This window comes from Mesorhizobium sp. M0998 (genome assembly GCF_040318885.1).
Taxonomy (GTDB): Bacteria; Pseudomonadota; Alphaproteobacteria; order Rhizobiales; family Rhizobiaceae; genus Mesorhizobium.
Map to the genome: position 1 here is coordinate 1 of NZ_JAMYND010000067.1, position 21408 is coordinate 21408.

The 21408-nt window shown below is 58.6% G+C and carries 20 protein-coding genes and 4 pseudogenes; 10 read left to right on the forward strand and 14 right to left on the reverse strand.

What is annotated here, in order from left to right:
• Positions 1 to 126 precede the first annotated feature (126 nt).
• Positions 127 to 345 (reverse strand): helix-turn-helix transcriptional regulator, encoded by a 219-nt coding sequence (locus NKH59_RS31580; RefSeq protein ID WP_023730016.1) that lies wholly within the window; start codon positions 343 to 345, stop codon positions 127 to 129.
• Positions 346 to 467: 122 nt separating this feature from the next.
• Here NKH59_RS31580 and NKH59_RS31585 point away from each other — a divergent pair.
• A pseudogene (locus NKH59_RS31585) lies at positions 468 to 730 on the forward strand (DNA -binding domain-containing protein).
• A gap of 162 nt (positions 731 to 892) precedes the next feature.
• Here the strand turns inward: NKH59_RS31585 and NKH59_RS31590 are convergent.
• The 8 genes and pseudogenes from NKH59_RS31590 to NKH59_RS31630 all read right to left on the reverse strand — a co-directional run bounded on the left by NKH59_RS31590 (position 893) and on the right by NKH59_RS31630 (position 8587).
• The gene (locus tag NKH59_RS31590; protein ID WP_502908730.1) at positions 893 to 1645 is read right to left on the reverse strand and encodes an ATP-binding protein; all 753 of its coding nucleotides are present in this window, start codon (positions 1643 to 1645) and stop codon (positions 893 to 895) included.
• 14 nt (positions 1646 to 1659) lie between these two features.
• Complete coding sequence (locus tag NKH59_RS31595) at positions 1660 to 1911, reverse strand: hypothetical protein (protein ID WP_353024160.1); 252 nt, start codon at positions 1909 to 1911, stop codon at positions 1660 to 1662.
• Entirely contained in the window at positions 1865 to 3106 is a 1242-nt protein-coding gene (gene istA, locus NKH59_RS31600; protein ID WP_353024187.1) for an IS21 family transposase, read from the reverse strand. The genes NKH59_RS31595 and istA overlap by 47 nt, the downstream gene beginning before the upstream one ends.
• Before the next feature lie 21 nt (positions 3107 to 3127).
• Positions 3128 to 3226, reverse strand: a pseudogene (locus NKH59_RS31605) (hypothetical protein); the annotation flags it as partial.
• A 363-nt stretch (positions 3227 to 3589) separates the two neighbouring features.
• Positions 3590 to 4314, reverse strand: a pseudogene (locus NKH59_RS31615) (LuxR family transcriptional regulator).
• A 546-nt stretch (positions 4315 to 4860) separates the two neighbouring features.
• Positions 4861 to 5916, reverse strand: coding sequence for a GlxA family transcriptional regulator (locus NKH59_RS31620; RefSeq protein ID WP_353024163.1), 1056 nt, complete (start codon positions 5914 to 5916; stop codon positions 4861 to 4863).
• Positions 5916 to 7025: a mandelate racemase/muconate lactonizing enzyme family protein gene (locus NKH59_RS31625; protein WP_353024165.1), complete on the reverse strand. Its 1110-nt coding sequence runs from the start codon at positions 7023 to 7025 to the stop codon at positions 5916 to 5918. The genes NKH59_RS31620 and NKH59_RS31625 overlap by 1 nt, the downstream gene beginning before the upstream one ends.
• An 8-nt stretch (positions 7026 to 7033) precedes the next feature.
• Complete coding sequence (locus NKH59_RS31630; protein WP_353024189.1) at positions 7034 to 8587, reverse strand: trimethylamine methyltransferase family protein; 1554 nt, start codon at positions 8585 to 8587, stop codon at positions 7034 to 7036.
• Positions 8588 to 9063: 476 nt separating this feature from the next.
• On the opposite strand from NKH59_RS31630, the gene NKH59_RS31635 reads away from it, so the two are divergent.
• The 5 genes and pseudogenes from NKH59_RS31635 (at position 9064) to NKH59_RS31655 (ending at position 10933) form a co-directional block, all read left to right on the forward strand.
• Positions 9064 to 9222 (forward strand): hypothetical protein, encoded by a 159-nt coding sequence (locus NKH59_RS31635; RefSeq protein WP_353024167.1) that lies wholly within the window; start codon positions 9064 to 9066, stop codon positions 9220 to 9222.
• A gap of 15 nt (positions 9223 to 9237) precedes the next feature.
• Positions 9238 to 9387, forward strand: coding sequence for a glycine betaine ABC transporter substrate-binding protein (locus tag NKH59_RS31640; protein ID WP_353024190.1), 150 nt, complete (start codon positions 9238 to 9240; stop codon positions 9385 to 9387).
• Positions 9388 to 9440: 53 nt separating this feature from the next.
• Positions 9441 to 9999: pseudogene (locus tag NKH59_RS31645) on the forward strand (glycine betaine ABC transporter substrate-binding protein).
• The gene (locus NKH59_RS31650) at positions 9996 to 10721 is read left to right on the forward strand and encodes an ATP-binding cassette domain-containing protein (RefSeq protein ID WP_353024169.1); all 726 of its coding nucleotides are present in this window, start codon (positions 9996 to 9998) and stop codon (positions 10719 to 10721) included. Before NKH59_RS31645 ends, NKH59_RS31650 begins: the two are co-directional and overlap by 4 nt.
• Complete coding sequence (locus NKH59_RS31655) at positions 10667 to 10933, forward strand: ABC transporter permease subunit (protein ID WP_353024171.1); 267 nt, start codon at positions 10667 to 10669, stop codon at positions 10931 to 10933. Before NKH59_RS31650 ends, NKH59_RS31655 begins: the two co-directional genes overlap by 55 nt.
• A gap of 63 nt (positions 10934 to 10996) precedes the next feature.
• Here NKH59_RS31655 and NKH59_RS31660 read toward each other — a convergent pair whose 3' ends face one another.
• Positions 10997 to 11761, reverse strand: coding sequence for an SDR family NAD(P)-dependent oxidoreductase (locus NKH59_RS31660; RefSeq protein ID WP_352583599.1), 765 nt, complete (start codon positions 11759 to 11761; stop codon positions 10997 to 10999).
• Between the two features lie 9 nt (positions 11762 to 11770).
• A complete protein-coding gene (locus NKH59_RS31665; RefSeq protein ID WP_353024172.1) occupies positions 11771 to 12529 on the reverse strand; it encodes an SDR family NAD(P)-dependent oxidoreductase in 759 nt (252 codons plus the stop codon).
• Between the two features lie 351 nt (positions 12530 to 12880).
• Between NKH59_RS31665 and NKH59_RS31670 the strand changes: the two genes are divergently transcribed.
• The gene (locus NKH59_RS31670) at positions 12881 to 13792 is read left to right on the forward strand and encodes a LysR substrate-binding domain-containing protein (protein ID WP_352583595.1); all 912 of its coding nucleotides are present in this window, start codon (positions 12881 to 12883) and stop codon (positions 13790 to 13792) included.
• Here the strand turns inward: NKH59_RS31670 and NKH59_RS31675 are convergent.
• From NKH59_RS31675 to NKH59_RS31685, 3 genes are read right to left on the reverse strand one after another with little or no spacing between them, the layout of a single operon-like run.
• Positions 13789 to 15111 carry an NAD(P)/FAD-dependent oxidoreductase gene (locus NKH59_RS31675; protein WP_353024174.1) on the reverse strand — a complete coding sequence of 441 codons (1323 nt, stop codon included), beginning with the start codon at positions 15109 to 15111 and terminating at the stop codon, positions 13789 to 13791. The genes NKH59_RS31670 and NKH59_RS31675 overlap by 4 nt on opposite strands.
• Before the next feature lie 13 nt (positions 15112 to 15124).
• The gene (locus tag NKH59_RS31680) at positions 15125 to 16651 is read right to left on the reverse strand and encodes an aldehyde dehydrogenase (protein WP_353024176.1); all 1527 of its coding nucleotides are present in this window, start codon (positions 16649 to 16651) and stop codon (positions 15125 to 15127) included.
• On the reverse strand, positions 16629 to 17573 hold the full coding sequence (locus NKH59_RS31685; RefSeq protein ID WP_353024178.1) for a dihydrodipicolinate synthase family protein: 945 nt from the start codon (positions 17571 to 17573) through the stop codon (positions 16629 to 16631). The genes NKH59_RS31680 and NKH59_RS31685 overlap by 23 nt, the downstream gene beginning before the upstream one ends.
• A 158-nt stretch (positions 17574 to 17731) precedes the next feature.
• Between NKH59_RS31685 and NKH59_RS31690 the strand changes: the two genes are divergently transcribed.
• The 3 genes from NKH59_RS31690 to NKH59_RS31700 all read left to right on the forward strand — a co-directional run bounded on the left by NKH59_RS31690 (position 17732) and on the right by NKH59_RS31700 (position 21069).
• Positions 17732 to 18724, forward strand: a complete 993-nt coding sequence (locus NKH59_RS31690) for an ABC transporter permease (protein ID WP_353024180.1) — start codon at positions 17732 to 17734, stop codon at positions 18722 to 18724.
• A 238-nt stretch (positions 18725 to 18962) separates the two neighbouring features.
• Positions 18963 to 19991 carry a quaternary amine ABC transporter ATP-binding protein gene (locus tag NKH59_RS31695; RefSeq protein ID WP_353024182.1) on the forward strand — a complete coding sequence of 343 codons (1029 nt, stop codon included), beginning with the start codon at positions 18963 to 18965 and terminating at the stop codon, positions 19989 to 19991.
• Positions 19992 to 20298: 307 nt separating this feature from the next.
• Complete coding sequence (locus NKH59_RS31700) at positions 20299 to 21069, forward strand: SDR family NAD(P)-dependent oxidoreductase (RefSeq protein WP_353024185.1); 771 nt, start codon at positions 20299 to 20301, stop codon at positions 21067 to 21069.
• The last annotated feature ends 339 nt before the right edge of the window (positions 21070 to 21408 follow it).

Here is a 21408-nt window from a genome sequence, read left to right on the forward strand (position 1 = left end):
ACCCCCCCCCCCGCCGCGGTGTACGCCCCCTCTCCCCCCGCCCTCGCTGCGCGCGGGTCCCCCGACCCCGGCCCCCCCCCCCCCCCCCGCCCCCGGGCCAGTAGCAATTACTTGGAAGTGGGTGCGTCAGGCCTGTTTGTCGGGCCGAACCAGATCCGTGTGGCTGACGCCGAGGGCCAATGCCAGTTCATAGATCGTGATGATCGTCGGATTTCTTCGGCCCTTCTCCAAGCCGCTGATGTACTGCTGGCTGAACCCGGAAATCTCGGCAAGCTGCTCCTGCGTCAGACGCTTCCTTAGCCTGATCCTCTGCACATTACGTCCGACCAACCTGCGCATATCCATGCACGACAGCCAGCGGATTAGGCAGCTTGAGTTTATCAACTATAATATGTAATCCACATCGAGCATTTAAATCGCTGGCGGAGGGGCTTCGCGGAGGCCGTTTTCCGGAGATATAACCAGCGATGTTACAGCCTAAATCGAGCACGCCAATTGCCGACGAAGTGCACTGGTCGGACAGACGGCATACGATAAAGCGCATTTCACGACTTATATGCGGCTCCTAGACGCCTCCGCCGATGATGCGAGCGAAGAAGAGATGGCCCACCTCATCCTCGGCATCGATCCAGCACGCGAACCGGAGCGCGCCAGGAAGGCTCTTCGTAGTCATCTCGACCGTGCGAACTGGATGGTCACAACTGGCTACAAGGAATTGTTCGCCGGCTGAACAATCCCGCTGTGTGCGTATTCCAATGAAACCGGACAGTGATTCCGAAACGAAACCGGACGCTTATTCCGATAGAATATCGGACGCGATTCCGAGGCGAAGCCGGACGGCTTAGAGCGCCTCAGGGTCTTTTTTGATATTTGTCGACAAAGTCGTTTCCGGTCAAGCGGCAGTTGCGTCTGCGACTGGCAGGACCTTGTGTTTGCGCATGCTTTCGCCGGAGAGTTCGATGCGATAGGCGTTGTGAACAAGGCGGTCGAGAACGGCATCGGCGATGGTCGGATTTCCGATCATGTCATACCAGTGATCCACGGGAATTTGACTTGTGAGGATGGTGGAACGCTTCGTAGCGATCCTCGACGATTTCCAGGAGGTCGCGGCGTTGTTCGTCGTTGAGCTTCTCAGGCCCCCAATCATCAAGAATAAGCAAATCCGTTTTGGCCAGGCTCTTGAGCAGCTTCGCGTAACGGCCTCTCCGCGGGCAAGGGCGAGCATTGCGAAGAGGCGCGGTACACGGTGGTATGCGACCGAAAGATCCTCACGGCATGCCTTGTGGCCGAGCGCGCAGGCCAGCCAGCTCTTTCCGACGCCGGCCGGTCCGATCATGAGCAAGCTATGGCGCTGTCTGATCCAGTCGCATGTCGTCAGCTTCATGAAGAGATTGCGATCGAGACCGCGAGTTGCGCGGAAATCGGCGTTCTCGATCTGGGCGTCATGACGGAGTCTGGCGGCTCGCGCTCTGGCCTCGAAGCGCTTCTGCCGGCGCGCCGTCGCCTCCCGTTCGAGCAGGAGGGCAAGCCATTCGCCGTGCTCGAGAGCTCGTGCCTCCGGTTGCGCCTCCAGTTCCTGGAAAGCGCTTGCCATGCCGGAAAGACCGAGTTCGCGCAGCATGTCGATGGTGGGGTTGATAAGCATCGTTGATTGTCTCCTTAATGAAAGTAGCCGGGACCACGAAGATTGGCGTGCTCGCCAACGGCGGCAGGTTCGGCGGTGTGCCTGGACGCCTTGTGGGTTTTGATGAGAGCGGTGATGCTTTTGCAGTTCAGGCCACCGATCTCGAGCGCGCGGGCTGATACGGCTTCCGCCTGCGCCGTGTCGATCGCCTGGTAGAGCTTGAGAATGCCGAGGCATGTTCTAAATCCCTGTTCCGGATGCGGCCGGCTGGCAAGGATGGCGATCACGAGCCCCTCGGTCTGTGGACCGATCGAGCGGGCCCAGCGCCGGAAGCGCTCGGGCGACCCATTCCGCATAGCGGCGGTGCGAACTGGGCATGTGGTCCGGATCGGTTCCGAAACGGGCCCCACCATAGCGACGCTGATGGACAGCGACGCGTTTGCCCTTGAAGAAGACCTCGATCGTTCGGCTCGTTGCCCGGACATCCACCTGCTCTCGGATGAGGCCGTGTGGCACGGAGTAGAAATAGCGCTCGAACTCGACATGATAGTCGGTCGATACACGAGCCAGCCGCCACTCGGCGAACTCGTATTCCTCGGCCGGCAGCGTGGCGAGCGCTGGTCGTTCCATCGTCTCGAACAGGTCGCGACGGCATTGGCCCAGTTGGCGCATGACGTGGGTGTTGATCCGCTCGACAGCCTCCCGGATAGCGGCATTGGCTTCGTCCAGGGAAAAAAACGTGTGGTTACGCAGCCGGCCGAGAATGCAGCTCTGCGCGAAACGGACGCCGCTTTCGACCTTGGCTTTATCCTTCGGCCGCTTCGGTCGCGCCGGCAGAACGCCGACGCCGTAGTGCGACGCCATCCTGCCGAAGCTGCGGTTGATCTCGGGGTCGTAGAAGCTCGACCGATTCACGCCGGACTTCAGATTGTCGGGAACAATCAGGCGCGGGACGCCGTCAAAAAAGCGGAACATGCGCACATGCGAGCCAATCCAGTCCGGCAAGGTCTGGCTCCAGGTCGCCTCGGCGAAGGTGTAGCTCGACGCGCCGAGCACGCCGAGAAAGATCTCGGCCTCGCGGATCTCGCCGGTCTTGCGGTCTACGATCGGCAGCTTCTTGCCGGAATAGTCGACGAACACCTTGTCGCCAGCGACATGCATCTGGCGCATCGTCGGCGTCAGCCGCCGCTCGAAGCCTCTAAAGAGATCACAGAATCTGCTGTAAGCGTAACCGTCAGGATGAACGGCCCGATACTCCTCCCACAGGATCGACAGCGTCACGCCCGGCTTCTTCAGCTCGACCGCCAGCGCGCCCCAGTCGGGCTCGGCGCGTCGGCGCAGTCCTTGTTTGACGCCCTGACGGGAGAAGAGCCGATGTTCGAGAACATCGTCGGTCAGCTCCGCTGGTAACGGCCAGGAAAGACCGGCGGCGGTCGCTCTCTCTATGTTGTCCTGCACCGTGCTGCGGGCAATTCCAAGCATGGTGGCAATGTCACGAACGCTTATGCCGTCCGCGCTTAGTCGTAGCAATTGCCTCATTGTCTCATGGTCAGCTTTCTTCTCTTCGGCATGCACCTCTCCTCTACCGTCGAGGGAGTGCATGCGCAGGTTGCTGACCCAAAGGCACTATCTAGGCTTTAAAACTGTCCGGTATTTAATCGGAAACGCGTCCGGTTAATTCTCGGAATCGCGTCCGGTTTTTGATCGGAACGGTGTCCGGTTAATCGTCGGAATTTGCACGCTGTGCGCTCCGTTTCGCCTTTCAAGCAAGGAAACGCTCCTTGAAAACGCGGTCTCGCAGAGGGTGCATTGCATGTAGTTCGTTGGCAAAGTCACCGTACCAATCGGGTGCAATAAGTTGCATCATGATGGCGTCTGGGAAGGAATGGCCCTGCATTGGAGGCGAATGGCCACCCCAAACAGCCTGTGCTCATGCTCAGGACGACCAAAGACGAATTCAGTTTCTCAGAGAATTGAAGATCGCGAGGAGGCCAGCAGGGCTACGGCCTGATCCTTGGTGTGCACGCCGAGCTTCTTCTTCCCATTCTCGAGGTGGAAAGCGACGGTGCGCGGTTTGATGCCCAAGATGCAGCCCATAGCCCAGGCAGACTTTCCGCGCGCCGCCCATTGCAGACATTCATATTCACGAGGTGTCAACGAAACGCCGTCCACTGTTCGGTTGCCGGACAGCTTTCGACGAGCATAAATGTGAAAAAATGTCGCCATGAGTTGGAGCGCCTGTTCATATCGCTCAGCAACGCGCAGGAATGCGGAATTGGGCTTATCAGCGGCAAAAGTCATCGCTGCAACACAGCCTCTACGATCGATAATCGGAATCGTCAAACCGCAGCGGATGCTGAACTGGGCCGCCTCATCAAAAAGCTTCTGTTGAGCCGGCGACATCTCAACGCCACGCAAATCCGATCCCCATGGAAACGGGCAGCCGCCACACCGCGCACGCATGATGACGGGATCGACTTTCTGATACTGGTTTTGCAGATAGTGCGCGGTCCAGGGAGGCGGATAATTCGAGATCAGCTTGGGCTCGCCACAAGATGCAATGGCAACGCCAAATAGGCAAAGGTGAGTAGATCAAGTGCTGTGGCCGCCCCGGCCATGGCATCCCGGAAATCTGTTTCATCGACACTCTCCGACAGCTTTTCCACAAATGTCTCGAAGAGAAGCGGCATCTTCTTCGTCATTGTCCTGACTCGATCCCTCCATCCGTCTACTGCGCGCGCCCAGATCTGAAGACCCCGCCAACCCGGCCGCACAACTGCGGCCGGGTTTTGCAGGCATGGCCGGGCTGACCGTCGTTACAGAATGCGACGGAGCTTGCATGATCTTCGCACCGGTCGTCGCGAACCGCAGCTGCGCTGGACTGTTTGAACGGCCATCACCGAGAGGCTACAGCATCTTCCCAACGCAATAGTGCAATCAGAGAGGTTCTTGGGGCGAAATGAAATCCTCGCCGCCCCCGCATCATGCAATGCTGAGAAGTCATCCTGCGCCACCATGATCGGGGCCGTATCAAAGCCGTCATCAATCCAATGGTTGCCGCGTGAACGTCGGTCGACACGGAAGAGCACAACGGATAGGCTCATCTCGCCGCTTTGAGCGCTATGATCCGGACGTATTGTTGCGCCGCTTTCTGATTGTTGGTGGGCAGATCGACTCCAAACATTTAGCATGGCTAGAGGTGCCGCTGTTCTCCGCTAAATTCAAATACCAATCTATCATCTTAAGCCGGGCCCAACCCAAGCCGGCACTATCGCTCGACACTGCTGCGGCGACACTCCATTGAAGGCTCTGAAGCACTTTGCGAAGTGCGAAGCAGACGTGAACCCGCAGGCCATGGCAATGTCGATAATGGGCATCCGCGTGCCTTCGATCAGGCGCTTCGCATGGTCTGTGCGGATCCGGAGATAGTGGCGCACCGGCGGAAGTCGGACATGGGAAGCGAACAAGCGTTCCAACTGGCGCCGCGATACTCCGGCCCGTTGCGCAACCTCTTCCATTGTCAGCGGGAACTCCACATTTTCTTCCATGATCCGCATTGCCATCAAGAGCTTGTCGCTCACACCGGCAAAGGCCAGACCTGACGGCCCGGTCTGGCGGTTTGATCCTGAGCGCTGACCTTGGACAGTCGCGTGGCGGCAGACCTCCTGTGCAATATACCCGCCGGCATGGCTGCCGATCAGATCCACCGCCAGGTCGAAGGCTGCCAGTTCTCCTGCGCAGGTTGAATACTGGCCGTCCTTGACAAACAACGAATCGCTTATGCGGGGCTGGTTGAACACTTCGGCGAAAGCAGCGAGCCGCGACCAGTGTATCGTGCAGCGTGTGCCTGCCAGAAGGCCCATCCGAGCAAGCAGCCACGTCGCTGTCCCAACCGCAGATATCGGCACCGCGCGACGCGCCATCGTTCGCAGAAATCCGTTGAGTTCAGGCGTCAGTTGCTGTTCTACCAGCTCGCCCGTCACGATAGCGAGCTGGCTCGGCCTGCGATCGTCCGAGCCGGAAACCAGCTCGTCCATCGCGACATCAACGGCAACCGAAAGGCCGTTGGCGCCCTGGATTGGCCGAGTGTCAGGCCCCGCGATTCGCCACCGGAACAGCGGCAGCCTGGATACTGTGTTGGCGATGCGAAAAGGTTCGATATAGGCGTGAAGCGCCAGGTGCGAGAACCCGGGTAACAAAAGAACCACCAGCTCAAACGGTCGATCGGCCGCCGCCGAAATTTTCGGCGTGGCCAACGACGTAATTGAGCTGATGTTGGCGGGTGCGTTCACTAGGATCCGTGCGTGGCTACTGGCTGACCGAACATGCCGGGTTCCGGTTTGATGCCGAGGCCTGGCAGTTGCGGTACGGCTATGTGACCATTTTCGATGACAATCGGATTCTTCGCGTCGAAATGTCCTTCGATATATTCCTGCGCGATCCAGGCGCCCTCAAAACGGCGCGGCTCCACAGTGGAAGCTAAGTGCACGCAAGCCGCCGCGATTATGTCGCCACCCCATGCGTCATCACAGCTGTGCGGCAACGAGCGGATGGCGCAAACGTCGCGCATTGTCGCCATTTTGGTGAGGCCGCCGAGACGGGTGACCTTGAAGCCGAAGCCATCCGCGATGCCGAGGGAGATCGCCCTGAGTACTGCGTTCTGATCTTCGGTGTTCTCGTCCAGATATACCGGATGCGTCACCCTGCCCTTCAGAGTGGCCACCTCATCCATAGTGTTGCAGGGTTGCTCGAAAACGAAGGGGATCGCCTGGCAAAGCCGGTCAAGATGAATGGCGGCAGCGACAGTGAGGCCCCGGTTGCCATCCACTGCGATACGCGCTTTGTAGCCGACCGCCTCCCAAACCCTGTAAACCGTGGCCACATCCTGTTCGAGATTTCGCCCCGAGATTTTGATCTGCAGGCGTGGATAACCTGACTTCACCTTGTCGGCGGCAATCCTGGCCGTTTCGTCAGGTGGGCCAACAATCAGCGAATAGTAGGCCGGAACACGGTCGGCCAGCGCACCGCCCAGCAGTGTCGAGACCGGCACTCCAAGCCGCTGGCCGAGAAGGTCAAGGAAGGCTATATCGAACGCTGCCTTGGCATAGCCATGCCCGTTCAAGCGCTCGTCCATGCGTTTGGCGAGAAGCCTGATCGAGGCAATCTCGACGCCCATAAGACCTGGCGCGATTTCGGCAATCGCCGCGCGTGCGCCGAGTGCATGATGCGGCTGATAAACGGGCCCGACCGGGCAGGTTTCGCCCCAGCCAGTCAGCCCGTCATCGGTCACAACCTCAACAAGGGTGCTGTCAAGCGCATCGACGTCGTCGCTTGCCATTCGATAAGTGCCGCCTTTGACAGGCAACTGGGTCTTATAGACGTTGATCCGGTCAATGCGCATGAGGAGGCTCAGTATTCCTCGTTAAGCGCGTCGACAGCGGGGATTTCCCTCGAGCGACGGTCGATATAAGCGCGCAATTCCTCGTCTTTCGCGACGTCGAGCTTAGGTTCTTCATATTCGGCCAGGAGGCGGCGCGCATGCTCGAGGGCACGTTGCTTGATGTCCTTGGAGCCATCAGCGTACCACTGCTCGACCGAGTTATTGTCGAAGAGTTTCGGAATAAAGAAGGCCTTCTCGAAGTTGGCCTGTGTATGGGGATGTCCAAAGTAATGGCCGCCCGGCCCGACATCGCGGACCGCAGCCAGGGCTTCATCGAAATCGTCCCACTGGATGCCTTGCGTCATGCGATAGCCCATGGCGCAGACTTCGGCGTCGACGACGAACTTTGCGATCGAGCAGTGCATGCCGGCTTCATTCCAGCCAGCCGAATGCCAAATGTAGTTTGCGCCTGACATCAGCACTGCCATCATCGTCATCGCACTTTCATAGCCAGCTTGCGCATCGAAGATCTTGGCGCCGCCGAGTAGGTTCGAGGTACGCCAAGGCACGTTGTAGCGACGAGCCATCTGGCCGATCATGAAATTCATGAGCGATATTTCTGGCGTTCCCGCCATCGGCGCTCCCGATTGCATCGACACGGTCGACAGGTAATGCCCATAAATCGCAGGGCAGCCCTTGCGCACCACCTGCGTGTAGGCGAGTGCAGAAAGCGCCTCCGCATTGAGCTGCGCCACTGCCGCCGCGGTGGAGGCTGGCGTGTTCGCGCCGCCGAGAACGAAGGGCGAGCACAAGACGGGCTGGTTGCGCCGGCAGAAAGCACGCATGCCGCCCAGCATGACCTGGTCCCATACCAGCGGCGAATTGCCATTGCAGTTTCCGGTGGTGACTGCATGCTTCTCGAGGAAGCCTTCACCGAAAAGGATCTCGCACATGTCGAGCACATCCTCGGCATTCTTGGGCGAGGTGGTCATGCCCATGAAAATCTTGTCGGAATGCTTTATTGACGAATAGGTGATGTGCAGGTGCCGATGCGCGACGACAATGTCCATCGGCTCGACGATGTGGTGAGCCGACGAATGTAGCGCCGGCATCATGTGCGCGAGTTTATGAAACGTCCCCAGGTCCGTAATTGTCGGGCCACGCCTCACATCATCGAGATCGCGCATGTACGGTGCGCCTGTCATCGGCACGAAAATGGACTTGTCGCCTCCGAGCTCGACATTCTTCGCTGGGTCGCGCGCGAAATATTCGACGTTGGGGGGAATGGTCTTGATGAGCTCCATGACCAGGCCGCGGTCGAGATGAACGCGGTCATCCGCGCGCACGTCCGCTCCGGCTCTCTTCCAGTCCTCAATCGCGATCGGATCGCGAAACACCACGCCTACTTCTTCCAGGATCGCGAGAGAAGCCTCGTGAACGCGTTCAACCTGCTCGGCATCCATCGGCTCTACGACCGGCAGGCCGCGCTTCAGCGTCGGCAACATCTCGACCTTTGGCGCCGTGCGGATCGTCCGCCGCGCTTCGCGCCCTCCTCTACGAGAGAGCTGTAGTTGAGCAGTCATGCCGGCCTCCAGACAAATAAGTCGCGACACCGAAACCGGACCGCCGCTCAACTATTGCCGGAGCTTTGAGCTTTGACCTACTGCAAAAGTCTCACGCGCGTGTTGACTAAAGGGCTGCGCTGCCGGCTCGCTCACCCGGATACTCGAGAGATGGTTCGGGTCGAGCAGCGGCGGAGCCGTTCCACCGTCGCAGCCCCAGCCTTTACGGATATCGCGCAAACTTGGACGGAATCGCCCAAGACCGTAGGGGCCTCGACAGGCAAAGACGATGATGCGTTGCGGCAAGCGAGCGAAATAAAGTCAATCGGGAGGCGACTATTTTGCGTCGATTAGCTTGCGCGGTTCCGTGGTAGCACGTTTTTTGCTTGGTGCGGGGCAAGAACAGAACAGCCCATTCCCGGATCAGGCGAGGTGAACAGAAACGACAACCTCGGACTCAGCTAGGCATCAGATTGGGTATCAACAGGAGGATTTGAATGCCAAACCCAATTCTCGTGAATGGTATACACGGCGCGAGCACGTCGCGCAGAACCTTGCTGAAACCCGGGGGCGCCGCCGCGCTGGCCATGAGCGGACTGGCGACGGGCGCCAGGGCCGACGCGTCCCGGCCGCTGGTCTATGCCTTCGCGGCATGATCCGACGCGCTGGCAATCACCTATGTCGGCGCGAAGCTCATCGAGGACAATTTCGGCTACAAGGTCCAGCCGCTGCAGGCGGAGCCGGGCGTGATCTATGCGTCGCTTCAAACCGGAAAGGCCGACCTCTATTCGAACTCCTATATGCAGGGGATGGGCCGCTAAAAGGCGACTACCACGGCGGTCAGGCGGACTATGTAAAGAAAGTCGCCGATTCCATCAAAGTCGTCGGCGTTTCGGAAGGCCCGATGACGCAAGGCCTTGCGGTTCCGGAATATGTCGCCATCAAGAGCATCGCCGAGCTCAACGATCATACCGACAAGTTTCCAGGCGGCATCATCGGCATCGACGCTGGTTCCGGCCTGATGCAGGCCGCGGACGCAACGGTGAAGGCTTACGGTCTCAAGCTCAACCTGGTCCCCGGCAGCGAGGCGGCGATGGAAGCGGCCTTCCAGCGCGCTTACTCGAAGAACGAACCGATCGTGGTCACCACTTGGGAGCCGCTCCCGATGTGGAGTGAATCCAAGATTCCCGAAGGCCCAGGCATTTCTGACGAGGTTCCACATCCCGAATGAGGAGGAAGCCAAGATCATGGGCTGGATCGACGGCGGGACGAAGCCTGAAGACGCCGCCGCAAAGTGGATCGGCGAAGGGAAAGGCAAGGGCTCATCGAGCCGTGGCTCGCCTGACCCCGTAGCACGCATCCTCCCAAGGAGTGCGGGGGTCCGCGCCGACCCCTGCATTACCACCTGTATTATGCGCGGGAGCCTTGCATGAGCACGCGAAAGCCGGCCATCGAGATCAAGGATCTCTACAAGATCTATGGGGGCAACCCCGAAGTGAAACTGGACAGACTGCGTCGGGCGCCTTGGCCCGACGAGGGCAGCGGTTTCGTAGCGCTCAACAACATCAATATGACGATCGAGACTGAGAAAATCTTTGTCGTAATGGGTCTCTCAGGCAGCGGGAAATCGACCCTTCTTCGCTGCATCAACCGACTTATCGACCCCACTGCCGGCCAGATCGTATTCAATGGGCAGGACGCCACGAAAGCCGGCAAAAAGGAACTCCGCCAGATCCGCTCCAGCATGATCGGAATGGTGTTTCAGCATTTTGCGCTGCTGCCGCACATGTCGGTCATCGACAATGTTGGGTTCGGGCTCCGTGTCGCCGGAGTCGGACGCAAGGAGCGACGTGAGCGCGCAGGCAAGGCACTCGAGCTCGTAGGGCTCAGCGGATGGGGCGACCGCAAGCCGTCCAACCTTAGCGGCGGCATGCGCCGGCGCGTCGGCTTGGCGCGTGCCCTGGTGATGGACACGCCTGTGCTGCTGATGGACGAGCCGTTCAGCGCGCTCGACCCGCTCATTCGCGAGGAGATGCAACCTTCGCCATGCCGCTGCCGATCAGGCTTACTGCCCATCGTCTCAAGATGGTCGATCCGGAAATGGTTGAGGCGGGCGAGGCCTTTGGCGCAAGTCGCCTGGCCGTGCTGTTCCTAATCAAACTGCCGCTGGCATTCCGGTCGATTATGGCGGGCGTCAATCAGTGCGTGATGATGTCGTTGTGGATGGTCATCATCGCGTCCATGATAGGCGCCGGTGGCCTGGGCGATGAGATCATCCGATCGATCTCTCGCTTCCAAGTTGGGGAAGCTGGCCTTGCGGTCGTTGTCTTGGCAATCCCGATCGATCGCATCACCAGGGCGGATTAGCGAGAAAGTTGATCCGACCGCCTGACAAACATGAAGCCCGGTCAATGGCCGGGCTCCTCCTCTTCACGGAATCGGCAGCGGCAGCTTCTTGGTGCGTCCGCCATCGATGACGTAGACCTGCCCGGTCACGAAGGAGCTCTCTTCCGAGGCAAGCCAAACGGCAAGGTTTCCGACATCAGTCGGCTCACCAAGACGTCCAACCGGATGCATGGCGAGCAGTTCCCTGCGGACACGCGAACTGTCAGCCATGCTGTCGATGTAGATCTCACTGAGGTCAGAATTGATCCAGCCCGGCGCAATGGCATTGCACCGGATACCCTCGTGCCCATGGTCCACGGCGACGGCTGCTGTAAAGCCGTGAATGCCAGCTTTCGAAGCGGAATATGCAGGGTGACCCGGATTAGACGCCAAGCCTTCAATCGAGCCAATGTTGACGATGCTTGCACTGCCTCGCTGGCGAAGATGCGGCATTGCCGCCTTCGTTAACAAAAATGGGGCCCTGAGGTTGATGTTCATCATCTGGTCCCAGTCCGTCTCGGTCATTTCCTCGACGGTCTTCTCGAACATGATCCCGGCGTTGTTGACGAGGATGTCAAGGCCGCCAAGTCGCTCGACGACGGCCTGAACGGCCGAAGCGATGTGCTCGGAGTTCGCAAGGTCCGCCTTCACGTAAATGGTGCGATCGTTGAGGATCTCGTCGGGTGGCGGGTTCCTCTGCACAATGGCAACCTTGGCTCCCTCCTCCACGAAACGTCGCGTGATGCCGGCGCCGATGCCACGGCCGCCGCCAGTGATGATAGCGATTCTTCCTGCAAGTCTGTCAGCCATAGGGTGTCCTCAATAGACCGGCTTGGCGCCGTTCACCTCAACCGTCGTGCCGGCGATGTAGCGGGCGGCATTGGAACTCAAGAAATACACCGCATCGGCGATGTCTTCCGGCTCGGCAATGCGCCCGAGCGGAACCGTATTGTTGAGCTCCGCTATGGCAGTGTCGGGATTGAAGCCGCGCTTGGCAAAGCCGGTGCGCAGCATCGGCGTGTTGACCTCATTCGGACACACCGCGTTGACTCGTATCCCGTCACCGGCATGGTCGCGGCCAAGGCACTTCGACAACGTCGCGACGGCCGCCTTGCTGGTGCAGTAGGCGGCATGCCCGGGTCCGGGATAAAGTCCCCAGCACGATGCGATGTTCACGATCGCGCCGCCGCCGTGCCCCTTCATATGGCCGATCGCCCTCCAGAATATCGATGTCAGGTTGATGTCGAACGTCCGCTCCCAATCCTCATCGGTCGTCTCGAGGATATTGCCCCTCGTGATGATCCCGGCATTGTTGACGAGCACGTCCAACGTGCCTGTGATCTGGATGGAATAGTCGATCAACTCTTCGCAATAAGCCTTGTTCCTGAGGTCGCCGGCCTTGCTCCAGACATTCTGCCCGATTCGATTGAGTTCGGCCTCGAGCTGGTCCATGCCAGTCTGGTCGGCGTCGCCGGCAATCACATGAAAGCCGTTGGCGACGAACTGCTTGGAGATCGCTTGCCCGATACCTCCCGCCGCGCCTGTTATCGCCGCAGTTTTCTTTTCAAGGCCAGTCATATCAAGCCATCTCTGAGAGGGAAAGTTCGGCTCATAATCTCTCAACGGCGGACGAAGACTAGTGGGGCAGCCCTGCAAAAGTCTCACCCCCTTGTTGAGTAGTTGAGCCCAGACATCGCCCAGAGAGATGCTAGGGTTTAGCAGCGTCGGACATGGGATTGGGCAGCGTCGCAGATCGCGCAGCATGATGCGTACAATTTTCCTACGTTCTGGAGGTGGGTTGGGGATCGCGGCCATAGTTCAGTCGCAACGCGGGCCATCGCGTCGTATTATAAATGATTTCCCAATATCTTGGGCTTCGCTTGCCCAATCTGTCGCGCCGGGCGAATATCGAAGTGTTTGGAGCTTGAGATGGTTCGCCGCTACTACGACCTGCCGTCCCTGACTGCTTTGGCTGTTTTCGAGGCGTCTGCGCGGCACTTGTCATTCAAATTGGCTGCTGCGGAACTGAACGTCACTCCCGGCGCCGTGAGCCGGCAGATCAAGGCGATCGAGGACGAACTCGGGGTTCCGCTGTTTACCCGATTAGGAACCGGTGTGGCGCTGACAAGCGCCGGCGAAGACCTTTACGGCGTGTTGGCTACCGGTTTTTCGCGGGCCGCAGACATCGTCCGAAATGTGAAACGCGGCGACCGTTCCAAGAACGTCACCCTGGCGTGCACGGACGCCTTCGCGTCGACGTGGCTGATCCCGCGGATGCCGGACTTTTGGACGAGGTACCAGGATATCGCGGTTGACCACCTTATCTCGGACAATCCTCGCGATTACCGCCGCGCCGAGGTCGAATTGCGCATCCGCTACGGGTTCGGATCGTGGTCGAATGAAGATGCTGAGCTCCTTTTCAATGAAACAATCTACCCGGTATGCGGGCCTGGGTTTGCAAGCAAGCACCGCGATGCAACGGCGGAATCGTTGGCCGACCTTCCCCTGCTGCATGTCGATTGGGTGGACCCCGACTGGGCTGGCTGGGACGAGGTCCTTCGGCGCGCGGGGGTCTCGCATGGTCCGACCCGCGGTCGGCGCTTCGGCAAGTTCTTCGTGGCTCTTCAGGCAGCTCAGGCCGATCAAGGGGTGGCTGTTGGGTGGCATCGCCTAGTCAAGGCGCAAATTGACGAGGGGAAACTCGTCAGACTGACGGATCTCGAGCTCCCAGCCCCTGGCAGCTACTATCTCACATGGTATCAAAATCGTACGCTGTCCCCTGCCGCCCAGAGCCTCCGTAGCTGGATCCGGGAAGTGGCAGCGCAAGAACGAGAAAGCTAGAGCTCTCTGCCGGCGCGCTTCTGCATCGCCCACAACTTCAGCGGCGCTCCGATCGACATCAGCGGTTCTGGATAAAGCTGAATCGGGGCTGGCTCTTTCAGGGCGTCTGCAACCATTGGCTCGCTGCTGCCAACGGCAAGATCGGCCGCCAGCATCCCGTAGAGGGTGCCCTGCACCGTTCCCAGGCCATTGCAGCATCCGGCTACGAAGACTCTGTCTTCAATTTCGCCGAATGCAGGCGCGGAATTGAGGGAGAGACACAAGTGGCCTCCCCAGCGAAATTGCATCGGTGTTTGACCCAGCATCGGGAAGCGCGCCCGGAATGATCGATCGTGCACGGCGCCAATCCGACGAATCTGCTTCTCGCTGGTGGACATGTCCGGATTATAGGTGAAGGTGTTGCGGACGACGATCCGATCGCCGATCCTCCGGATGGTTGATCCCATCGGGTCGGCCGGGATCAAGCCCCAATGCTGCTCCCCTCTCACCGCTGTCTGTTCGCTCTTGGAAAGCGGCCTCGTCATGCTGGCGTAGGTGAACACGTGCAGCAGGCGATTCTTGAAGTAACCAAAACTTTCGAGATGACCGTTGACTGTCAGTATCAACCGGGGCGCGGTGATCTCGCCCTCAGCCGTCTTGGCAGTGTGCAGTTTGCCGGTCTGCAAAGATATGACCGGGGAATTCTCGAATAGCTGCACACGCCTCGACAAGCCTTCGGCGAGTCCACGGATGAAGCCGGCCGGCTGTGCCATTACCGTTCCTGGCGTGAAGGTACCGCCGACGAAGAAATCGGTTCCAGTGATTTCCTTCAACTGCAGCGCGTCGAGCCGCTCGAATGGCTCGCCTAAACCCGTCAGGTGCTTTTCGAATTCGCGCAGAACCGCAACACCGTGATTGGTTGCAGCTCCATGGTACTTGCCGGCCCGAAGGAAGAATTTCTGCAACCCGTATTCGTCCGCCGCCGAAGCAGAGAATTCGATCGCGGTCCGGTTCATGCGGATGCGTTTGCGATCGTGATCCTGGCTTCCGCCGTAATGCTCCCCACCGAGCTCGTGCGGAAGGTCGATCATGAAGCCGGAGTTGCGCCCGGCAGCACCCCAGCCGACGCGCTGAGCGTCGACGACCACTATGCGCTCGTTCGGCACCAGTTGTGAGAGGCGCCGCGCGGCCGCCAATCCAGCAAACCCAGCTCCTACAATGAGCCAGTCCGCTTTGTGACGGCCGCGCAGCACCTCAGGTGCCTTGGGAGGCGGCAGAATACCGTACCAACCGGGCATGGATGTGTCCGCAGGCGTGCGGACAGCCTCATAATCGCTCATCGGTGCGACCAGGCTAGTCTACCGAACGCGAGACTTTAGGATCGGAGATGTCCGCCCAGATGGTCTTGAGTTCAGTATATTGGTCGTGGGCATGCAATGACTTGTCTCGTCCCCCGAAGCCCGAAAGCTTGAAGCCGCCGAAGGGAGTCGAGACATCCCCTTCGCCGTAGCAGTTGATGGTCACCGTCCCGGCGCGAATGTCCCTTGCGATGCGATGCGCCTTGCCGAGATTGGCGGTAAAGATTGAAGCTGCAAGCCCGTATTGCGTATCGTTGGCGACCCGGAGCGCCTCGTCAGCGTTGGCCACTTTGATTACCGACAGCACTGGGCCGAAAATCTCCTCTCGCGCAATCGTCATTTCGGGCGTGACATCGTCGAATACGGTCGGCTCGATGAAATAGCCTTTGCCATGCTTGTGGGCGTTGCCGCCCGTGACGATCCTGGCGCCTTCCTCCCGCCCCTTCTTGATGTAGCCCATGATGCGGTCGAACTGCTCCTTCGACACAATGGCGCCGAGCCGATTGCCCGGATCCAGCGGCTCGCCCAAAGGCCATTCCTTTAGCTTGTGGAGGACGGTTTCCACCAAGCGATCCTTGATCTTCTCGTGCACGATCAGGCGGGAATTGGACGAGCAGTTCTCGCCCATGTTCCAGAAAACAGCTTGGGTGACATGCTGTGCAACAACGTCGAGGTTCTCGGCGTCTTCCAGCACGATGCATGGGTTCTTTCCGCCGCATTCGAGCGCGATGCGCTTGAGATTGGACTTGGCGGAATATTCCAAGAATTTCCGGCCGACGTCAGTTGACCCGGTGAAGGCGACCATGTCGATACCGGGATGCACGCCGAGTGCCTTGCCGGTCACTTCGCCCGGACCGGTGAGGATTTGCAGGACGCCTGACGGCAGCCCAGCCTCATGCGCCAGTTCGGCGATGCGCAACGTCGACATGTTGGTCTGCTCGGCCGGCTTGACAATGACGGAGTTGCCCGTCGCAAGTGCCGGACCGATCTTCCAGGCAAGCATGAGGATCGGGAAATTCCAGGGCAGAACGCAGGCGACCACGCCCAGCGGCTGGCGCACGATCATCGACACGACATCGTCGCCCGAAGGTGACGTCTGGCCGTAGAGCTTATCGGTGGCTTCCGCATGCCATTCCAGGCAATGCAGAGCCTCGGGGATGTCTATGGTTTCGACGTCGTAGATCGGCTTGCCGCTTTCGAGCGTCTCAAGCACTGCAAGCTCATGGGCGTTTCGCTTCATCAGTTTAACGAGCCGCCGCAGAACGCGCTTGCGCTCGCTCGGATGCGCACGCGACCAGGCGCCCGATTCAAACGCCAGTCCCGCCTTCTCGACAGCGAGATCGACATCGGCCTGGCCGCAGGAAGCGATCTTGGCGATGACCTGCCCTGTCGCGGGATTGATGGTCTCGAAAGTATCCCCAGATTGTGCAGCCCGCGCCTTGCCGTCAATTACTGCGCTGGTCGGCAGTGGCAGGCTGTCGGCCAGGTTCTGGTACTCATCACGCGTTAATAGCGATGACATTCTCGGAAGCCCTCTTCTGGGATTTTGCAGTGATTGACGCGATAACTGCCTTAAGGGTGCGGATTGTCGACTCGAGTTCCCGCTTCTGTTCGTCGCCGAGTGCCCGCATCGGCAGGCGCACGGGCCCAGCCGGCAATCCAGCCAATTCGCACCCGAACTTGATGCTCTGGACGAATTTGCCGCCCTGTTCGAGAAGCCTCATCAGAGGCAGAAGCGCCGACATGATCTGCCGGCCCTTTGTGAAGTCCTTCTCGATCACGCAGGCTTCGTACAGCGCGAGGTGCTCTGCCGGTAGGCAGTTGCCGGCGCCGCAGACCCACCCTTTTGCGCCCCAGGCGAAGAATTCGAGCGCCTGATCATCCATGCCGCAGAACAGGTCGATATGCGGATAGTCGCGAGCCAAGGCGTGCAGCTGGTTCATGCTGCCGCTAGATTCCTTGATGGCACAGAAATTGGAGCTGCGACCGACGCGGTCCAGGAACTCTAGATCCATCATCGTTCCGGTGCGCCCGGGATAGTTGTAGAGCATCACCGGTAGATTGGCGGCCTTGTCGATCGCAAGTGCATGACTGGCAAGTTCGAGCTGCGTGGGAACAGCGTAGTACGGCGAGCCGATTAGAATGCCGTCATACTTGAGGTCCTTTGCAATTAGCGCGTATTCAATGCAGTCGTCGGTGCGAATGGAGCCGACGCCGGCGATTAGGGGCATCTTCCCCTTCACCACGCTCCTAGCAAGCTTAAGCAGGCTGACACGCTCGTCGCGTGACTGGGCGTAGTACTCGCCTGTCGTGCCACCGACAATGATACCGTGGACGCCAGTCGAGACCAGGTGCTCGACCATGACGCAGAAGCCGTCACGGTCGATCGATCCGTCCGCATGAAAGGGCGTTGTGACGGGCGGAATAACGCCTTTGAACGACATCTGCCTGGCTCCAATTCGGGCTACAGGTCAGTGTTATATGCAAGCTGAGGAGCGGGAGCAGTCGAAATAAATTCACACGACAGGCTACTATTTTGCACGACATCGCTTCGAAAGTCCGTGGTAATCTTACATTGGGCCGGCTCCGATGGGGAACGATGATGAGTGATTGTAGCCTTTGGGATCCGTTTGCCTGTGGGAAATTGCCACTCGCGCAAGGGGTTAGCAATGCTTTGCGCTGGCTGGTCGATAACTACCGCCCTTTCTTTCAGATTGTGAAAGCGCCGTTCGACACGGTTTTGCAGTCGCTGACTGCCTTCATGAATTCGGCACCGCCGACTCTCGTCATCGCGGTTATCGTACTGCTGGCCTGGCAGCTTTCGAGCTGGCGGCTGGCAACAGCACTGGCGGCCATTTTGTTCTTCATCGGCTTTATCGGTGTATGGTCGGAAACGATGACTACACTGTCAATCGTGCTTACCGCGCTGGTATTCTCACTGGTTATCGGCATTCCACTTGGGATTCTATCGACGAGGTCGATATGGCTCAACGCGATTCTGCGGCCGATCCTCGATGGTATGCAAACGATTCCCGCCTTCGTATACTTGGTGCCGATCGTCATGCTTTTCGGCATAGGCAACGTACCGGGAGTGATCGTTACAGTGATCTTCGCAGTAGCACCGGTGATCCGCTTGACCTATTTAGGCATCCGCCAAGTTCCGGAAGAAGTCAACGAAGCCATGCGCGCATTTGGCGCGACCGATCGTCAGCTGCTGTGGAAGGCCCAACTCCCTCTGGCGCTGCCGACCATCATGGCAGGGGTTAACCAGACGCTGATGATGTCGCTCTCTATGGTAGTCATTGCCTCAATGATCGCGGTCGGCGGACTCGGCCAGATGGTGCTTCGTGGCATCGGCCGCCTCGATGTTGGACTGGCCAGCATCGGCGGTCTTGGCATTGTGGCGCTTGCGATCATTCTCGATCGACTTACACAGGCTCTCGCCCAACCTCGAAAGCCAGGTGAAATCTGGGCTCATGGCCCGGTCGCTGTCGTTGGGCATACGCTTCGCCTATTCCGAGCGGTTCCACGTCAGACGGAGGTAACTAGTCCGATTGTCCGTCGCTTAGATCGGCCGACCGAAAAGGGATCCTGAAATTGCGTGCCATAATTCTCTGCTGAGCCTTTAGACGCTGTGATACCAACTCATTTAAGACCAATTGGCCTTGGGCGGCATCCGGCGTAAATCATTCGGCCTGAAGGTAGTCCGTCAGCGAAGGTCGATGAACACAGTAGAACAACAAACGGTCGCTCAGGTGAAAAACGGTATGTGGATGCGTAACCCCGGTCACAACTGATAGCTGAATGTGCCTATCCGAAAACAAAGGTTATTGATGGACAAGCCCGTCATTAAGTGTTCAGGGGTCTGGAAAATCTTCGGCAGCGATGCGAAGAACGCCCTTAGGGCTATTCGCGAACAGGGCCTTTCCAAGTCCGACATGCTAAAACAGTATGGGTGTGTCACCGCCGTTGCCGACGTATCGTTCTCAGTCAGTGAAGGCGAGATTTTCTGTATCATGGGCCTTTCCGGATCAGGGAAGTCAACACTAATCAGGCACATCAACCGACTGGTGGAGCCCACCGATGGCGAGATCATCGTAGCTGGCCGCAATGTCAATGGGTTGAGCAACTCCGAGCTGCGCGCGCTACGCTCAAGAAGTGTTGGCATGGTGTTTCAGAACATGGCGTTGTTGCGTCACCGCAACGTTCAAGACAACGTCGCTCTGAGCCTCGAATTACGTGGTGTCGGCAAAGCGCAACGTATGCATACGGCAAAGGAAAAGCTCAAGCTCGTAGGCTTAGAAGAGTGGGCTTCGCGCTTTCCGGATGAGTTGTCAGGCGGAATGAAACAGCGTGTCGGGTTGGCTCGGGCCATGGCGGCAGATCCAGAGATACTGTTGATGGACGAGCCATTTTCTGCTCTCGATCCATTGATCCGCCGGCAACTTCAGCACCAGTTCATGGAACTCTCCAAGGTCGTCAGGAAGACGACCATCTTCATCACTCACGACCTCGACGAGGCGATCAGACTTGGCACTCGTATCGCAATCATGAAGGACGGTAGGTTCGTCCAGGTTGGGACGCCGGAGGAAATTGTCACAGAACCCGCGGACGAGTACGTGGCAGACTTTGTGAAGGGCATTTCCAGGCTTGAGCTTGTGACCGCCCGAAAAATCATGAAACCGATGCCGAATACTCCGAGTACGACGCCTCACAACGGAGCCACGGTGGCAGCTACTGAGAAGATCGGTGCCATCATCGAGCTGGCAACCCATCATAATGGGGACATAACCGTGATGGACGACAATCGCCCGGTAGGCATGATTTCGCGTCGTGACCTTCTTCTTGGAATCCGGGGCTAAGCAGACAGGTCCAGGTCCTCAAGAAAACCCTAGGCGATGCTCGGTGGCCCTCGGGTCCCCAGTCTGGTTCAGGCGTAGAGGTTTGCTTAGTCGTTGCCGTTCATGTCAACGTTAAAAGATCACTCATCTCGGCCGACGAATTCGATGCCCAGCGCAGATTGAATAGGTCAAGGGCGCATCCCTCAAGGATAGCTTTTTATTTGCGCCGAGAAGGAAACGGGATGACTTTATTCTTCGGCTGTGAAGCGTAATTCTTCTATCATATCAATGCCATCATCAGGCCATAACACGCGTCAGGAGACTAGCAATGCCACTTATGGAACGCACATCTTTCCATAACAAGTTCGATTTATCCGGGAAAACTGCGTTAATAACCGGCGGAGGGCGCGGCATCGGTTTGCAGATCGCCCTTACCTTGCAACAAGCCGGTGCCGACATAATTCTTACTGACACCGACGGAATCCGCGTGATGGAGGCTGCAGATCAGTTCCCCGTCAAACCACAGGTTTATCAGCTCGATGTCACGGATTCGAAGGCGGTGCGCGATCTCACCGGTAGAATCGCCCTTTGCCCGGACATCCTTGTCAACAATGCCGGCGTGTCGCGTGCAGCGCCGACCAATCATACCACCGATGAGGATTGGCGGATGGTCCTCTCGGTTAATTTGGACGGCGTCTTCTACTGCAGCCGCACGTTCGGCTCCCTGATGGCGGGTCGCGGTTCTGGGACGATTGTAAACATAAGTTCGATGTGCGGGGAGATCGTTACCCGACAACAATCCGTCGTCACGGCCTACAATGCGAGCAAGGCCGGAGTGAACATGGTGACCAAGACCCTTGCGTGCGAGTGGGCAAGATCCGGTGTCCGCGTGAATGCAGTCGCTCCTGGGTTCGTACAGTCTGAGATGACCGGCAAGTATCCCGACGAAGTCATAAATGCATGGTCGGACCAGACACCGATGGGCCGCCTGGGCCAGCCTGATGAGGTCGCATCTGCGGTCCATTTTCTAGCGAGCGATGCGTCAAGCTATATTACGGGAACGGTGCTGTTGGTGGATGGCGGCTATACCTGCTGGTAGCAGGTTCAGCTGTTCGTTGAGGCCGGACTCGACGGCAGCCGATCGCCTTGGAGGAATGCAATCCCGATATCGTCGGCCGTGAAGAATACGGAAGCCCCTGATATCGCGTAGGAATAGTCTACTTTTCAGGCTTCCGAATTGCAGGTAACGGCCAGTTTGTGGATAGTTTTCTTGCAATTCCAGTTTGCGATTTCGCCGCCTGGCGAAGCGTGATTCACTGCTTTCATCGCAGTGAATCGGAGCCAGGCGATGGGCAGGCCACGCGAGAAGCGCGAGACGGGAGAGCAGGATCTTTTCCGCTCCAGGCTCGATCAGATCATCAACATGAAGCACGAGCTG

Coding starts and splice junctions, on each gene's coding strand:
- NKH59_RS31630 (WP_353024189.1), bottom strand. CDS start 8,587: ATGACTGCTCAACTACAGCTCTCTCGTAGAGGAGGGCGCGAAGCGCGG.
- istA (WP_353024187.1), bottom strand. CDS start 3,106: ATGCTTGGAATTGCCCGCAGCACGGTGCAGGACAACATAGAGAGAGCG.
- NKH59_RS31655 (WP_353024171.1), top strand. CDS start 10,667: ATGGTTGAGGCGGGCGAGGCCTTTGGCGCAAGTCGCCTGGCCGTGCTG.
- NKH59_RS31580 (WP_023730016.1), bottom strand. CDS start 345: ATGGATATGCGCAGGTTGGTCGGACGTAATGTGCAGAGGATCAGGCTA.
- NKH59_RS31625 (WP_353024165.1), bottom strand. CDS start 7,025: ATGCGCATTGACCGGATCAACGTCTATAAGACCCAGTTGCCTGTCAAA.
- NKH59_RS31695 (WP_353024182.1), top strand. CDS start 18,963: ATGGACAAGCCCGTCATTAAGTGTTCAGGGGTCTGGAAAATCTTCGGC.
- NKH59_RS31680 (WP_353024176.1), bottom strand. CDS start 16,651: ATGTCATCGCTATTAACGCGTGATGAGTACCAGAACCTGGCCGACAGC.
- NKH59_RS31650 (WP_353024169.1), top strand. CDS start 9,996: ATGAGCACGCGAAAGCCGGCCATCGAGATCAAGGATCTCTACAAGATC.
- NKH59_RS31665 (WP_353024172.1), bottom strand. CDS start 12,529: ATGACTGGCCTTGAAAAGAAAACTGCGGCGATAACAGGCGCGGCGGGA.
- NKH59_RS31635 (WP_353024167.1), top strand. CDS start 9,064: ATGCCAAACCCAATTCTCGTGAATGGTATACACGGCGCGAGCACGTCG.
- NKH59_RS31685 (WP_353024178.1), bottom strand. CDS start 17,573: ATGTCGTTCAAAGGCGTTATTCCGCCCGTCACAACGCCCTTTCATGCG.
- NKH59_RS31590 (WP_502908730.1), bottom strand. CDS start 1,645: ATGCTTATCAACCCCACCATCGACATGCTGCGCGAACTCGGTCTTTCC.
- NKH59_RS31660 (WP_352583599.1), bottom strand. CDS start 11,761: ATGGCTGACAGACTTGCAGGAAGAATCGCTATCATCACTGGCGGCGGC.
- NKH59_RS31675 (WP_353024174.1), bottom strand. CDS start 15,111: ATGAGCGATTATGAGGCTGTCCGCACGCCTGCGGACACATCCATGCCC.
- NKH59_RS31690 (WP_353024180.1), top strand. CDS start 17,732: ATGAGTGATTGTAGCCTTTGGGATCCGTTTGCCTGTGGGAAATTGCCA.
- NKH59_RS31670 (WP_352583595.1), top strand. CDS start 12,881: ATGGTTCGCCGCTACTACGACCTGCCGTCCCTGACTGCTTTGGCTGTT.
- NKH59_RS31700 (WP_353024185.1), top strand. CDS start 20,299: ATGCCACTTATGGAACGCACATCTTTCCATAACAAGTTCGATTTATCC.